General features: G+C 64.9%; 12 protein-coding genes. 6 read left to right on the top strand and 6 right to left on the bottom strand.

The annotated features are described in order from the left end of the window. The first annotated feature begins 78 nt into the window (after positions 1-78). Complete coding sequence (locus TX88_RS05110; RefSeq protein ID WP_409365847.1) at positions 79-705, top strand: sigma-70 family RNA polymerase sigma factor; 627 nt, start codon at positions 79-81, stop codon at positions 703-705. 21 nt (positions 706-726) lie between these two features. Here the strand turns inward: TX88_RS05110 and TX88_RS05105 are convergent, their stop codons facing one another. Continuing rightward, entirely contained in the window at positions 727-1,317 is a 591-nt protein-coding gene (locus TX88_RS05105) for a sigma-70 family RNA polymerase sigma factor (protein WP_084621974.1), read from the bottom strand. Positions 1,318-1,722: 405 nt separating this feature from the next. Here TX88_RS05105 and TX88_RS05100 point away from each other — a divergent pair, with 405 nt between their 5' ends. From TX88_RS05100 to TX88_RS05090, 3 genes are all read left to right on the top strand, one after another. Then, complete coding sequence (locus tag TX88_RS05100) at positions 1,723-3,135, top strand: NCS2 family permease (protein WP_044515108.1); 1,413 nt, start codon at positions 1,723-1,725, stop codon at positions 3,133-3,135. A 35-nt stretch (positions 3,136-3,170) separates the two neighbouring features. Next, positions 3,171-4,133: a DUF808 domain-containing protein gene (locus TX88_RS05095; RefSeq protein ID WP_044515106.1), complete on the top strand. Its 963-nt coding sequence runs from the start codon at positions 3,171-3,173 to the stop codon at positions 4,131-4,133. A 279-nt stretch (positions 4,134-4,412) separates the two neighbouring features. Continuing rightward, positions 4,413-4,616 carry a cold-shock protein gene (locus TX88_RS05090; RefSeq protein WP_044515104.1) on the top strand — a complete coding sequence of 68 codons (204 nt, stop codon included), beginning with the start codon at positions 4,413-4,415 and terminating at the stop codon, positions 4,614-4,616. Positions 4,617-4,671: 55 nt separating this feature from the next. Here TX88_RS05090 and TX88_RS05085 read toward each other — a convergent pair whose 3' ends face one another. The 5 genes from TX88_RS05085 to TX88_RS05065 form a co-directional block, all read right to left on the bottom strand. Further along, positions 4,672-5,178 (bottom strand): DUF5994 family protein, encoded by a 507-nt coding sequence (locus tag TX88_RS05085; RefSeq protein WP_044515103.1) that lies wholly within the window; start codon positions 5,176-5,178, stop codon positions 4,672-4,674. Between the two features lie 342 nt (positions 5,179-5,520). Beyond that, complete coding sequence (locus tag TX88_RS05080) at positions 5,521-6,147, bottom strand: TetR/AcrR family transcriptional regulator (protein ID WP_044519114.1); 627 nt, start codon at positions 6,145-6,147, stop codon at positions 5,521-5,523. Positions 6,148-6,152: 5 nt separating this feature from the next. Continuing rightward, positions 6,153-9,041, bottom strand: coding sequence for an MMPL/RND family transporter (locus tag TX88_RS05075; protein ID WP_044515101.1), 2,889 nt, complete (start codon positions 9,039-9,041; stop codon positions 6,153-6,155). Next, positions 9,038-9,466, bottom strand: coding sequence for an MmpS family transport accessory protein (locus TX88_RS05070; RefSeq protein ID WP_044515099.1), 429 nt, complete (start codon positions 9,464-9,466; stop codon positions 9,038-9,040). Before TX88_RS05070 ends, TX88_RS05075 begins: the two co-directional genes overlap by 4 nt. Before the next feature lie 113 nt (positions 9,467-9,579). Continuing rightward, entirely contained in the window at positions 9,580-10,248 is a 669-nt protein-coding gene (locus tag TX88_RS05065; RefSeq protein ID WP_044515098.1) for a TetR/AcrR family transcriptional regulator C-terminal domain-containing protein, read from the bottom strand. A gap of 101 nt (positions 10,249-10,349) precedes the next feature. On the opposite strand from TX88_RS05065, the gene TX88_RS05060 reads away from it, so the two are divergent. Then, positions 10,350-11,414: an NAD(P)H-dependent amine dehydrogenase family protein gene (locus TX88_RS05060; RefSeq protein WP_044515096.1), complete on the top strand. Its 1,065-nt coding sequence runs from the start codon at positions 10,350-10,352 to the stop codon at positions 11,412-11,414. Positions 11,415-11,635: 221 nt separating this feature from the next. Next, positions 11,636-14,878, top strand: coding sequence for an NAD-glutamate dehydrogenase domain-containing protein (locus TX88_RS05055; RefSeq protein WP_409365876.1), 3,243 nt, complete (start codon positions 11,636-11,638; stop codon positions 14,876-14,878).

Raw genomic sequence — 14,878 nt, 5'->3', positions numbered from 1 at the left:
CGGGCCATTTGGCATCAGCTATCTAGATCAACTATTATTATGCATAGATATTCTATATAAGTCGGAGGTGGCCTGAGGTTGAACAAACACACGGAACCACCGTCCGACAGTCGGGACGCCACCCGGTTCGTCAACACCGTGCTGCCCTGCATCGAGCAGATCCGGGGGCGTGCGCGGCGGCTGACCACCAACACATATGACGCCGAGGACCTGATCCAAGAGACAATGCTCAAGGCCTACAGCGGGTTTCACACCTTTCAGCCGGACTCGAATGCCCGCGCCTGGTTGTTCCGGATCATGTACAACAACTGGATCAGCACCTACCGCACGCGTCAGCGGGGCGTGGCCGAGCAGCTCTGCGAAGAATTCACCGATTGGCAGTTGTCCGCCGAAGCCCGCCACACCTCTGCAGGCCTGCGATCGGCCGAAGTGGAAGCCCTCGAGACCATGCGCGACGACGAGATCGCCGACGCGCTCTGTGCCATACCGGCAGTCAATCGCGTGACGGTCTACCTGGCCGACGTGGAGGGCTATCCCTACCGCGAAATCGCCGCCCTCATGGGTACTCCCATCGGAACGGTGATGTCGCGACTCGCGCGTGGCCGCCGCCGACTACGCGAGCTGCTCGATGACGTCGCGAAGGACCGGGGGATCATCCGGGTCCCGGCGGGCGATCCGGGTCCGTTGCCACAATCGACCCGGTAGCCAGGGTCCGCTGTACTCGAATCAGGCTGCGGTGCAGGGCAGCCGGTTGCCGACATTCCCGCCTGCCACATCGGCGTCGACGAGCCGGGCACGAAGATTTCGCCGCCCCCGGTGCAGTCGCGACATCACCGTCCCCACCGGAATCTGCAGGATCTCCGCAATCTCCTTGTACCGGAACCCTTCGACGTCGGCGTAGTACACGACGATGCCCTGCGATTCCGGCAATGCCCGCATGGCCTGACGCAGGTCGTCATCGCCCATCGATTCCAGGGCCGCCAGTTCGGCCGAGACTAGGCCGAGCGGGGACCGCTGCGCCACCTCCGCGAGTTGCCCGTCCGTGAGTTCGTCGGCGAAGACCTCCTGCGGTCGCCGCTGCGCTGTGCGGTACGAGTTGATCCACGTGTTCGTCAGAATCCGGAACAGCCAGGCCCGGATGTTCGTGCCGTCCCGGTACGTGTGAAAACTGCTGTACGCCTTGACCATTGTCTCCTGGACGAGGTCCTCGGCGTCCGGCACATTGCGTGTGTAGCGACGCGCGGCCGCGAAGAGCTGGTCCACCAGCGGCAATGCATCGCGCTCGAACCGTTCCGAAAGACAATCGTCAACACTCATGTGCGTATCCGTGCTCACCGGCATGGCCCCCGCTCCTGCCACTGCTCATATCGCTGGCCTCAAACACTTCGCGACTCGAAACTATCCGGCGCCGCAGCCGACCCCCAGGGGGATTACCCCCAGGTTCGGGGCGGTTTTCCACGCCCCAGTGGTCATGCCGAACTGTCATGCACGCAGCATGGCACCTCAACCCAAGTTGAGGTCAAACGATTTTTCGCCGCCAATCTCTTTGCGGCTGTTGCGTTTGCGCAGCTCGATATTGACTGAAGGGCAAAAGTCTCCGACGGCGACGGGCGAGACGGTCATGCCGCGCGACGGGATCGCAGCGGCTCTCGCGGCATGGGCTCCCCGATCATCGGCGATACGCCGGGAAACCGGGCCGATCTCGCCTTAGGCTCATCGCTTATGAATCGAGTCGATCGCTTCTTCGAGATCTCGACCCGTGGTTCAACGGTTCTCTCCGAGATCCGCGGAGGCGTGGTCACCTTCATCGCGATGGCCTACATCATCGTGCTGAACCCGGTCGTCCTCTCCGGCTCCGCCGACGTCGCCGGAAACAAGCTGCAGTTCGCCCAAGTCTCGGCCACCACATGTCTGGCGGCGGGCGTGATGACCATCCTGTTCGGGATCATCGCGCGGCTGCCGTTCGCGTTCGCCGCAGGGCTGGGCATCAACTCGTTCCTGGCCACCACTGTGGTGGGCACGGTCACCTGGCCCGAGGCCATGGGTCTGGTGGTCATCGACGGCCTGATCATCGTGGCGCTCGCGGCCAGCGGGTTCCGCCGGTTGGTGTTCGACGCGGTCCCCATGCAACTCAAGCTCGCGATCACCGCGGGCATCGGCTTGTTCATCTTGTTCATCGGATTGGTCGACGCCGGATTCGTCGGCTCGACCGGTCTGCCCTCTCCCCCGGTCGGGCTGGGCACGGGCGGCGTCGGCTCGATCAATACCGTGCCCACGGTCGTCTTCGTATTCACCCTGCTGGTCACCGGCATCCTGGTGGCCCGCAAAATCCGCGGCGGCATCCTGATCGGCCTCGTCACCGGCACCGTGGTGGCCGTCATCGTCGAAGCGATCTGGCACCTCGGATCGGCGCAGGACAAACACGGCGGGTGGGGCTTGTCGGTGCCGACCCTGTCCGGTTCACCGTTCGCACTGCCAGACCTGTCCCTCGTCGGCGACGTCAGCCTGGGCGCCTTCAGCCGGATCGGCGCGCTGGCCGCGATCATGCTGGTGTTCACCTTGGTGTTCGCCAACTTCTTCGACGCCATGGGGACCATGACCGGGCTGTCCCGGGAAGCCGGGCTGTCCGACTCCCAGGGCAACTTCCCGCGGCTGAAATCGGCACTGATCGTCGAAGGCGCCGGTGCCGTCGTCGGCGGTTCCTCATCGGCGTCGTCGAACACCGTCTTCATCGAATCCGGGGCCGGCATCGAGGAGGGCTCCCGCACGGGGTTCGCCAATCTCATCACCGGTGCGCTGTTCCTGGCGGCCATGTTCGTCGCTCCGCTGGCCTCGATCGTGCCGACCGAGGTCGCCGCCGCGGCCCTGGTGATCGTCGGCGCCATGATGGTGTCGCAACTGCGCCACATCGACCTCTCCGAGTTCTCGGTGGCCCTGCCCGTGGTGCTCACCGTGGCCACTATGGCGTTCAGTTATTCGATCGCCAACGGCATCGGCGTCGGCTTCGTGGCCTGGGCGGTATTGCGGTCGGCAGCGGGCAAGGCCCGTGAGGTCAGCCCGCTGCTGTGGATCGTGGCAGCCGGCTTCATCCTCTACTTCGCCCGCGGCTGGATCGAGTCACTCATCGGCATGTAGCGGCCGGTAGCCTTCTCGGTCATGGGGATGACTTCGTGAGCGCCGGCCTGTTCGGTTTGCTCGACGACATCGCCGCCCTGGCGCGGCTGGCGGCGGCATCTATCGACGACATCGGTGCGGCGACCGGGAAGGCGACCGCCAAGGCCGCCGGCGTGGTGATCGACGACACCGCGGTGACGCCGCAGTACGTCCACGGGATCACCGCTGATCGTGAGCTGCCGGTCATCAAGCGCATCGCGATCGGCTCGCTGCGCAACAAGATCCTGTTCATCCTGCCCGCGGCGTTGCTGCTCAGCCAGTTCGCGCCGTTCCTGCTGACGCCGATCCTGATGCTGGGCGCGACCTACCTCTGCTTCGAAGGCGCCGAGAAGGTCTGGGGACGGTTCACCGGCCACGGCGGACACGACGCCGACGGCCAGCCGACCACCGCGGTGGGCGGCGACGCCGAGAAGTACATGATCACCGGCGCGATCCGCACGGACTTCATCCTGTCGGCCGAGATCATGGTGATCGCGCTGAACGAAGTGGCCGATCAGACGTTCTGGCCACGACTGATCATCCTGGTGATCGTCGCGCTGGTGATCACCGCCGCGGTCTACGGCGTGGTGGCCGGCATCGTGAAGATGGACGACATCGGTCTGCTGCTGGCCCAGCGCTCGTCACGGGTGGCGCAGAAGATCGGCCGCGGCCTGGTTGCCGGGATGCCCAAGCTGCTGTCGGCCCTGTCCACCATCGGCACGGTCGCGATGCTCTGGGTCGGTGGGCACATCCTGCTCGTGGGCACCGACACCCTCGGCTGGCACACGCTCTACGGCCTGGTCCACCACGCCGAGGAGGCCGTCCGCCATGCGACGGGCAGCACCTTCGGCGGCCTGCTGGCCTGGCTGACGAACACGGCCGCGTCCGCCGTCATCGGTCTGGTGGTCGGCACCGTGGTCGTGGGGATCATGCACGTGCTGCCCTTCGGCAAGAAGGAGAAGCACGACGCTTCTGCGTGATACCCGCCCGCGAGCGACAAAAGTGACACATGTGACTCACTGCCGGGAGACCTCGGCGACAACGGCGCTCGCCAGCGCAGTGAAAGTATCTGCAGTAGAGACGATTCGGCGACACTCGTTGTGGCGCAGCGCAGCAGCGGGCGGCCCACCCGCGAGCGGGCGCCGAATCGCTCAAAATTCGCCGGGGCAAATACTTTTTAGGTCAATGCGTTTCGACGTGCCATACTGGGAGCGGACGCGTTTCGTACGTCCAGTTTGAACAATGAGAGAAGCAAAAATATGGCACAGGGAACTGTGAAATGGTTCAACGGCGAAAAGGGCTTCGGCTTCATCGCTCCTGACGGCGGCGCACCGGACGTTTTCGTCCACTACTCCGAAATCACCGGCGGTGGTTTCCGGTCGCTCGAAGAGAACCAGCGTGTCGAGTTCGAGATCACCCAGGGAGCCAAGGGCCCCCAGGCAGTGGGAGTCACCGCGATCTGATCGCGCCAAGACCTGATGGTGGACCGGTACGGATGAATTCCGTACCGGTCCATTTTCATTTCACCTGGGCGTTCGCCACGGGTTCCTGCAGATTCCCCAACCACCTCGCCGATTCGGTCTGAGCGACCTGCAGGACACGATCTGCCGTGTCGAAGAGGGGGGTGAGCCGCGCCGTTTCTTCCACGGGCATCGCCGCGGCGCAACGCATCACCAGCCCGCCGAGAGCGACGGACGTCTTGCACGGGACGACAAGGAGTTTCACGCACGCGTCGCGTCCCGCGACCATCATCAAGCGCGGCCGGCTCAGCTTCATCCCAGTCGGTCCCCGAGTGCCGGTAACGATCGAGTCCAGGTCAAGCTGCCCCTCGGCGGCCGACCAATTGACACGAATATCAACGACTTCCCCGATCGAACGATGCAGGACCCCGACCAGTTCTGGCAGCTCGTTCGCTACCGATCCGGTGTGCGGCCACCAGGCTCCGTCAATATCGGCGCCCAATTGCCTGGCGAGTGTGAGCCGGACGGGACTCGCCAGTCGCCGAGTCCCGCTGAGGCCGTTCACGACGACTGCGCGTCTGCACGAGGCATGGGCCGATCCGAGGGCTGGTCCGAGAAAACCAACTCCGACGGCGGTTCCATCGGTCCCTCGGCATCCGGCATCGGTTCTTGCTGCTCGGGGTGTGAGAACAGTTCGGACGATTCCATAAAGAGTGCCCTTGAGAGGTACGGGACTACCGCACTGGTATTGGATAGCAAGCGATCGTTAATCGCCGGCTGAGGGTTCAACATCGGAAGTCGTGGCGATCGACGCCACGGTTGACCTACTGATGTATCCGGCCCGATCACCAACTTACACCGGCCGACGATGTCCCGACCAGCGACGGTCAGCTTCTGGGCACCATCGTCACTGGCCGCGCACCGCGGGCAGGATCAACGTGTCGATGACATCCCGGATGAACTTCGCGTCGATGCTCTGCCCGCTGATCACCCGCATCAAAGACATCCCGGTCATCACGTCGGCGACCAGCGACCAGTCCCGGTCAGGTGACACCTCGCCGCGTACGGCAGCCTGCTGCAGAATCGCATTCACCACCCGCCTGCCCTTGAGCAGCATCAGATCGTCGAGGGCCGAGGCCAGGTGCGGATCATGGGTGGCCTCGACCGCGGCCCGCAGCACCAGGTCGTAGGAGAAGTGCTCTTCATCGTTGCGCACCGCACGACGCACGAGTTCGTCGAAATCGCCTTCCAGGCTGCCGGTGTCGGGCGCGTCGTCGTCGAGCAGGTCGGGCCGCCAGTACACCAGCGCATCGGTGATCAGCGCCGCTTTCGATGACCAGCGGCGGTAGATCGCCGCCTTTCCCACACCTGCTCGCGCGGCGATGTCGTTCATGTTGGTGTTGACGTAGCCGTTCTCGGCCAGGGCGGCCAACGTCGCGTTGAGGATGGCCGCGTCCCGAGTCCGGTCCAGGCGACCGTCGGTACGCCGGCGCAGCTTGGATCCTGCGTCGGGTGGATCCTCACACCCCGCCATCACGGTCACACCGACGTCGTCTGGATGGGCGCCGTTGCGTCGTCGTTGTCGGCCGCCGCCTTCCGTTCACGATCGAGGCGGCCCTGCCTGGTGATCTCAAAGGTGTTGAGCGGCCACCAGAACCAGCGGCCCAGCGCCGCGGCGATCGATGGAGTCATGAACGAGCGCACGATCAACGTATCGACCACCAGGCCGATACCGATCGTCGTACCCAGTTGGCCGATCACCCGCAGGTCGCTGACGATCATCGACGCCATGGTGAAGGCGAACACGAGCCCGGCGGCGGTGACGACGCGTCCGGTGGCCCCCACGGCGCGGATGATGCCCGTGTTGAGCCCGGCGTGTATCTCCTCCCGGAGGCGGGAGACCACGAGCAGGTTGTAGTCCGAGCCCACCGCCAGCAGGATCACCATCGACAACGGGATCACGATCCACTGCACGCCCAGGCCCAGGATGTCCTGCCACAGCAGCACCGACAGACCACATGCGGTGCCCAGCGATGCGGCCACCGTGCCGACGATCACCAAGGCGGCCACCACACTTCGCGTGATGATCAGCATGATCGCGAAGATCAGGATCATCGACGCGATGATCGCGATCATCAGGTCGGTCTTGACCCCGTCCTGCATGTCGGCGTACATCGATGCGGTGCCGGCCAGCGACACCTTCGCATTGGCCAGCGGAGTGCCCTTGACTGCGTCGGCCACAACGTCTTTGAGGTCGCGCACGTGGGCGATGCCCTCGACCGAGGCCGGGTCACCCTGGTGGGTGATGATGTAGCGGACGGCATGACCATCCGGCGACACGAACATCTTCAATCCCCGCTCGAAGTCGGGGTTCTGGAACACATCCGGTGGCAGGTAGAAGAAGTCGTCGTTCTTGGCCTGGTCGAAGTACAGACCGATCTCGGTGGCGCCCTTGGCCAGTTCCTGCTGCTGGGCCTGAGTACCGGCCATCGTGCTGTGGGTGGCGATCATGAAGTCACGCATGCGTGTCATCGAGTCGATGGTGGACCGCAGCACCGGCAGCATCTGCGGCATCAGCTGATCCATGCGGTCCATATCGATTGTCAGGCCCTGCATTTCGTCAGTGAGCTTGTCGATGCCGTCCAGGGTGTCGAAGATCGACCGCATCGACTGGCAGATCGGGATGTCGAAGCAGTGCGGCTCCCAGTACAGGTAGTTGCGCAGCGGCCGGAAGAAATCGTCGAAATTGGCCAGGTTGTCGCGCATCTCCTGGGTGGCTTCCACCATGTCGTGCGTGCGACCGACCATGCTGTGCGTGGTCGCGGTCAGCTCGGACATCAGGGTGTACATGCGTTCCATGCTCGCGACGGTCTGGCCCATCTCGTCGGCCTGCTCGAGCATCTGCGCCGAGTTGTCGTTGTTGAACTTGGCCCCCTGTAGCGTCCCGGCATTCTGCGCGCCGAGCAGGAACGGGATGGAGCTGTGCTCGATGGGCGAGCCCAGCGGACGGGTGATGGTCTGCACCCGCTCGATACCGCGCATGTGCACCACGCCCTTGGCGACCCGGTCGATGACCAGCATGTCGGCCGGGTTCCGGAGGTCATGGTCGGCTTCGAGCATCAACAGTTCGGGATTCATCCGGGCCTGGGAGAAGTGCCGGTCGGCGACCCCCATGGCGAGGTTGGCCGGCATGTCGGCCGGGGTGAACTTCTGATCGTTGTACTGCGGCACGTAGGTCAGCAGGCTGACGAAGCCGATGATGGCGATCAGGCTGGTGACGAAGATGATCGGGATGGGCCAGCGCACGACGGACGTACCGACCTTGCGCCAGCCCTTCGTGGAGAGCTCGCGCTTCGGGTCGAGCAGGCCGAACTTCGACGCGACGGTCAACACGGCCGGGGCCAGTGTCAGGGCGGCCGCGATGATCACCAGGATCGCGATCGCGCACGGCAGACCCATGGTCTGGAAATACGGCAGCGTGGTCATGGTGAGGCACATGCATGCGCCCGCGATGGTCAACCCCGAACCCGGGATGACGTGGGAGACACCGTGGTACGCGACGTAGAACGCGTCTTCCCTCTCCAGGCCCTTCGATCTCTCCTCGTGATATCGGCCGAGCAGGAAGATCACGTAATCCGTTCCCGCGGCCAGGGACAGCATGGTCACCATGCTGACCGCATACGGGGTCAGGCCGATGATGTTCACATAGCCCGCCGCTGCGGTAACACCCTGCGCGGCAAAGAGTTCCAGGCCGATGATGACCATCGACACCAGCATCGTCACGATGGACCGGTAGATGAACAGCAGCATCACGATGATGACGGCGACCGACACCAACTCCATCGTCGCCATGCTCTGATGCCCGGCGACCTGAGTGTCGGCGTTGAGCACGGTGTTTCCGGCGACGTGAGCCTTGATACCCGGGGGTGAGGGCACCGAGGCGACGATGTCGCGCACGGCGGCCACCGACTCGTGGCTGGCGCTGGTGCCCTGGGAGCCGTTGAGGAAGATCTGCACATAGGCCGACTTGCCGTCGACGCTCTGTGATCCCGCCGCCGTCAGCGGATCGCTCCAGAAGTCCTGGACGTTCTGCACGTGCTCGTGATCGGCCTCGAGCTTGTCGACGATCTGGTCGTAGAACTTGTGCGCCTCGTCGCCGAGCTTGTCGTCGCCCTCCAGCACGACCATCGCCGAGGAGTCGGAGTCGTACTGCTGAAACACCTTGCCGATGTTCAGCATCCCCTGATAAGACGCGGAATTCGTCGGGCTGAGCGGCACCTGGCGGGCTTCGGCGACCTTGTCGAGCGATGGAACCAGCGTGCCCAGCGCGACCACCACAAGCACCCAGAACAGGATGATCGGCAGCGAGAAGATCCGGACCATGTGGCCGATGAACGGCCGATGGGGCTTCGAGTGCGAGTTGCTCATACGGATTTCACCAAGCAGTAGATGAACGGTTTGACGGTGTCGTTGCTCGCCCGGTCGTCGCGGACCTCGCCGTCGACGGTCACCCGGCACCGAAGATCACTGACATCGCGATCTCCCTGGGCCATGATGTTGGCCGACATCGAGGGCAGCGTCGTCACAATCGTGAACGACCAAGGTAGTGGGGTGTTTTCGATGAGATGGGGTTGACCGTTCTCATCGAGATAGTTGAGGCTCGCGGTTCCGCCGGAACCGGTGACCTCGTAGGTGATGTGCTTCGGATTGAAGTTCGCGGTGATACCGGAGCCGTCTGCCGCCCTCGGTTCGTGATGGTTGGACTCACGAATCCGAAGGATCGCGTATGCGCCCAGAGCGACGACCACCACGAGCACCAGCGGTATCCACGCTTTTTTGAGCAACCGGAACACCGTTGCGCCTCCCCGACCTGCTATTCACCAAATTGACCCAGACGGAACTCGAGTTCCGCCTAAGAGGATGCTGAGTACTGTACTCGAGCCGGACCCTGGCGACGACCCGGTGCTTATTCGGCGAGGAACCGCTCGAGCCCGGCGATCACGATGTCGAGGTTGAAGTCGAAATCCTGGGCGGCGCTCGCGCCGACGTCACGATCGGCGACCACACCACTGAGCAGTGGGAAGTCACTGGACGGAAGGTCTTTCAGTGCACGCACCACTTCGGGTGTCTGGTGGTGCAGTCGCGACTCCGCCGAACCCAGCACGTCGTGGGCGGCCGACATCGCGAGGCCGGAGACCAGGGTGAGCACCCGCCCGGCGTCGTCGGTACCGAATCCGCCATCGGCCAGGGCCCGCAGCACCTGCTCGGCCAGCGCGAGACTGGCCGCCCCGCTGGTCCCACGCAACCGGAAGCTCGTCGCCGTCACACCGAGTTTGAGCACGCCATTGCGGATGGCGTTGCCGTAGGCGCGCAGGATCTCCTGCCAACTCGCCCCCTCCGGCAGCTTGATCGAGCGCAACTCCGTCTCGAACAGATCGGCCACCACCAGCTCGAGCAGACCGTCACGGTCGCCGACGTAGTAGTGCAGCGTGGTGCGGTCCACCCCGAGCTCATCGGCCACCGCCTGCATCGTCAACGCACCCGGCGCGATGGCGCGCGCCGCGGCGACGATCTGCTTCTGATCGATGCGCGGTGGCCGGCCCCGCCCTCGGCGCGGTGCGTTTCCGGTGGTCACAAGACAAATTCTAGTTGTTCCGACCGCCGTCTCCGGACCACTCTTCCTTTTTTCTCACGGTCGTGGAAAACTGCCCGGAACCGAGCAAGGGAGCCGCTGCGATGTCACAAACTTCTCCATACCGGGTTGTCCAGTGGACGACGGGAAACGTCGGAAAGAGTTCGGTGGCGGCCATCGCCCGCAACCCGACCCTGGAACTGGTCGGCTGCTACGCGTGGTCACCGGACAAAGCCGGCAAGGACGTCGGGGAGCTCGTCGGAATCGAACCCATCGGGGTCGCCGCCACCAACGACGTGCAGGCGCTGCTTGCCCTCAAACCGGATGTCGTGGTCTACAACCCGATGTGGATCGATGTCGATGAACTCGTCGAAATTCTTTCCGCCGGAGTCAATGTCGTCGCAACCGCATCATTCATCACCGGACACAATCAGGGCGAGGGCCGGGACCGGATCGCCGAGGCCTGCCGCAAGGGCGGGTCGACCATGTTCGGATCGGGCATCAGCCCGGGCTACGTCAACCAGCTGGCGATCGTGGCGGCAGGTATCTGCGACCGAGTGGACAAGATCACGGTCAACGAAGCCGCCGACACCACGTTCTACGATTCGCCGGAAACCGAGAAGCCGGTCGGTTTCGGTCAGCCCATCGATCATCCCGACCTGCAGGCCATGACCGCTCACGGCACCGGGGTCTTCGGCGAGGCGGTGCGGATGATCGGTGACGCGCTCGGCATCGAGTTCGACGAGGTCCGCTGCGACGCCGAGTACGCGCAGACCACGGAGGACCTCGACCTCGGCTCGTGGACGATCCCGGCGGGCGGCGTGGCGGGGGTGTTCGTCAGCTGGAAGGGCATCGTCGGAGATACCACGCGTGTCGAGCTCACCCTGCGCTGGCGCAAAGGCCAGACGCTGCAACCGGATTGGCAGATCGATCAGGACGGCTGGGTGATCGAGGTGGCCGGTCGCCCGACCGTGACGATGAAGGTCGGCTTCCTGCCACCGCCGGACTTCGAGGCCACCACGCTCGAGGAGTTCATGGTGCTGGGACACATCATGACCGCGACTCCCCCGATCAACGCGATTCCGGCGGTGGTCAACGCTGCACCCGGCATCGTCACCTACAACGATCTCCCGCTGGTCCTGCCGCGTGGAGTGGTCCCGAAGGGCTAGGCACGCGCTACCCACACCGATTCCGGCTTACAGACTGTATTGATCACCGCCGGATCGCTGACACTTTGCACCCTCCTCAATGGTGCGCCGCACCACAAGATTAGGCCGTCCGTCGAACGCAACCGACGGCATCGATCAACGACGATTGAGGAGACCACACCGTGAACCCGTTGCGCGCCAACGCCATTACGTCCGATGTGCATGATCAGCAGGCCGGGGTTGTGGTACCCGGCCGATTGTTGGAGTTCACGGCGCTCGACGATCTGGCGGGGGACGCGGTCGCGGTCAACCTGGACTGGGCCGGTACCGAAGACGGTCGGCTGACCTTCGCACTCGCCGCCCTCGCGCCGGTTCCGTTGCGCCGGATGCTGCCCGCCCTGCAGAGCATGGACCTGGAGGTGCTCGAGGAGCAGGCCGGCACCTGGACCAGGCCGGACGGGCGGATCTGCCATGTCTATCACCTGCTGTTGCAGCCCGGCCCCGATGTCGTCGACGCACTGGCCGAGCAACAGGACGGCACCATTGACCGCATCCGCGAAACCTTCCAGGCAATGTGGGCCGGCCGGGTCGAATCGGACGGGTTCAACGCGCTGCTCCTGCGAGCCGCACTGAGCTGGCGACAGGTCACCGTGCTGCGAAGCTACAGCCGGTACCTGCGTCAGTTGCCTCTGCCGTACGGCCAGACACGCATCCAGCGGGTCCTGCTGGACAACCCGGAGGCCACCCGCGCTCTGCTCGACCTGTTCGAGGCCCGGTTCGACCGCACCGAGCAACCGGCCGAAAGCCCCCACCGCGTCGCCCGTATCGCCGAGGCCGAGCAGCGGGTGGCCGCCGAGATCGATCAGGTGCTGCACATTGACGCCGACCGGATCCTGCGCGCGTACCACAATCTGATCAACGCCACCGTGCGCACCAACGCGTTCGCGCCCGACGCCCTCACCGTGTGGGCGCCCTATCTGGTCCACAAGCTCGACGCTCAGTCCATCGACGAGCTGCCGCAGCCCCGCCCGCTATCCGAAATCTTCGTGTACTCACCGGAATTCGAAGGTCTGCATCTCCGCTTCGGGCTGGTCGCCCGTGGCGGCCTGCGTTGGTCGGACCGCCACGACGACTACCGCACCGAGGTCCTGGGGCTGGTCAAGGCACAGGCGGTCAAAAACGCGATGATCGTGCCCGCCGGCGCCAAGGGCGTGTTCGTCGTCAAGGCCCGGGCCGCCGCGGGCGAATCCCCCCGCGTGCAAGGCCTGCGAAGCTACCGACAGTTCATCGCCGCATTGCTCGATGTGGTCGACAAGACCGCCTCCGATGACCGGCCCCGGTTCGGCGGCGTGGTGTGCCACGACGGACCCGACCCCTACCTGGTGGTGGCTGCCGACAAGGGGACCGCCACGTTCTCGGACTCGGCCAACGCGGTGGCGCTGGACCGCGGCTACTGGATGGGCGACGCCTTCGCCTCCGGTGGATCGGCCGGCTACGACCACAAGGCCATGGCGATCACCGCCCGCGGCGCCTGGGTCAGTGGCGACACTCACCTTGCCGAACTCGGCATCGATTCCGCCTCCGACGAGTTCACCGCCGTCGGCGTGGGCGACATGAGCGGGGATGTCTTCGGCAACGGGATGCTGCTGCGCCCGGGGCTGCGACTGGTGGCCGCATTCGACCACCGGCACATCTTCATCGACCCGCAGCCCGACACCGAGCCGGCCCGCAAGGAACGGCAACGACTGTTCGAACTGCCTCAGTCATCGTGGGATGACTACGACCGTTCTGTGATCAGTCCGGGCGGCGGAGTGTGGCCGCGGACCGCCAAAACCATTGCCACCACACCGGAAATGCGTGCTGCGCTCGGCATCGCCGACGATGAGACCCGCCTGACTCCGACCCAGTTGATCAGCCATATCCTGCGGGCGCCGGCGGACCTGTTGTTCAACGGCGGGATCGGCACCTACATCAAGGCCGGCGACGAACAGCACTCCGACATCGCCGACAAGGTGAACGATCCGGTGCGGGTGGACGCCGGTGACGTCCGTGCGCGGGTGATCGTCGAGGGCGGGAACCTCGGGCTCTCCCAGCGGGCCCGCATCGAGTACGCCCGCCGCGGCGGCTTGGTGAACACCGACGCAATCGACAACGCGGCCGGAGTGGACTGCTCAGACCACGAGGTCAACATCAAGATCCTGCTGGACGCCGCCGCGCGGTCCGGAAAGCTCACCGGCAACGCCCGCAACCGGCTGCTGGTCGACATGACCGACGAAGTGGCGCAGCTCGTCCTGGCCAACAACCAGGCGCACAATCGGCTGCTCAGCGATGCCCGCTCCAACGCGGCCCAGATGATCGACGTGCACGCCCGCATGACGGCAGATCTCGAGGCCCGGCGCGGGTTGCACCGGTCTCGCGAGAACATGCCCAGCCCAGCGGAATTCGCTGACCTGGCCAAGGAGAATTGCGGTCTCGCCGCTCCGCAACTCGCCACATTGATGGCGCACGTGAAGCTCGACCTCAAGGCCGAACTGCTCAGTGGCGAGATGTTCGACGACCCGTACTTCGTCGCGCTGCTCACCCGGTATTTCCCGCCCACGTTGCGGCGCAAGCTCGGCGAGCCCCTGCCCGAGCATCCACTGCGCCGGGAGATCATCACCACCTCGATCGTCAACCGCGTGCTGGCCACCTCGGGGCTGACCTTCGCGTTCCGGCTCTCCGAGGAAACCGGCGCTGCCCCAGCCGATATCGTGCGGGCTCACGCAGTGGCGTCCGAGGTTTTCGACCTCGACACACTCTGGTCGGACATCTATGCCGCCGATCTCTCGCCGGCACTGACGAATGCCATGATCATCGAAGGCCGTCGCCTACTCGACCGGGCCGCCCGATGGTTTGTGCTCAACCGTCCGCAACCGCTCGACGTGGACGCCGAGATCACCCGATTCAGCAACCAGGTGGCGATGCTGCGCGGTCAACTCGGAGCGATGCTGCGGGGTCAGGAGCGCGATACCGTCTTGGCGGCGCACGCCGACCTGGTGGCCCGCGGCGTACCGGCCGACATCGCCCGCCGGATCAGCGAATCCCTCTATGCGTTCAGCCTTCTGGACGTCATCGAGGTCGCCCATGTTCACGGTGAGGACTCGGCCCAGCTGGCCAGGATCTACTTCGAACTGTCGGACCGGTTGGGAGTGGACCGGCTGCTGCTGGCCGTGTCGTCGCTTCCCCGAGGCGGCCGCTGGCATGCGCAGGCCCGGCTTGCCCTTCGGGAGGACCTGTACCGCTCGCTGCGTGATCTCACGATCGACGTCACCAAGCACGGGATCGAGGGCGCCCAGGCCGCAAGCAGCATCCTCGACTTCGAGGCCTACAACCGCCCGCGGTTGGACCGGGCCAAGCGCACGCTGGACGAGTTCCTCGATTCCGACGCGCCCGACCTGGCGGTCCTGTCGGTGGCCTCAGCCCAGCTGCGCCGGCTCCATCGGTGA

The sequence above is a fragment of the Mycolicibacterium septicum DSM 44393 genome, assembly GCF_000455325.1.
In the GTDB taxonomy this organism is placed as follows: Bacteria; Actinomycetota; Actinomycetes; order Mycobacteriales; family Mycobacteriaceae; genus Mycobacterium; species Mycobacterium septicum.
This window is presented reverse-complemented; position numbering and strand designations above follow the sequence as displayed.

Excerpts from the sequence above, each read along its gene's own strand:
- TX88_RS05060 (WP_044515096.1), top strand. The coding sequence starts at position 10,350 with ATGTCACAAACTTCTCCATACCGGGTTGTCCAGTGGACGACGGGAAAC.
- TX88_RS05105 (WP_084621974.1), bottom strand. The coding sequence starts at position 1,317 with ATGAGTGTTGACGATTGTCTTTCGGAACGGTTCGAGCGCGATGCATTG.
- TX88_RS05100 (WP_044515108.1), top strand. The coding sequence starts at position 1,723 with ATGAATCGAGTCGATCGCTTCTTCGAGATCTCGACCCGTGGTTCAACG.
- TX88_RS05075 (WP_044515101.1), bottom strand. The coding sequence starts at position 9,041 with ATGAGCAACTCGCACTCGAAGCCCCATCGGCCGTTCATCGGCCACATG.
- TX88_RS05090 (WP_044515104.1), top strand. The coding sequence starts at position 4,413 with ATGGCACAGGGAACTGTGAAATGGTTCAACGGCGAAAAGGGCTTCGGC.
- TX88_RS05080 (WP_044519114.1), bottom strand. The coding sequence starts at position 6,147 with ATGGCGGGGTGTGAGGATCCACCCGACGCAGGATCCAAGCTGCGCCGG.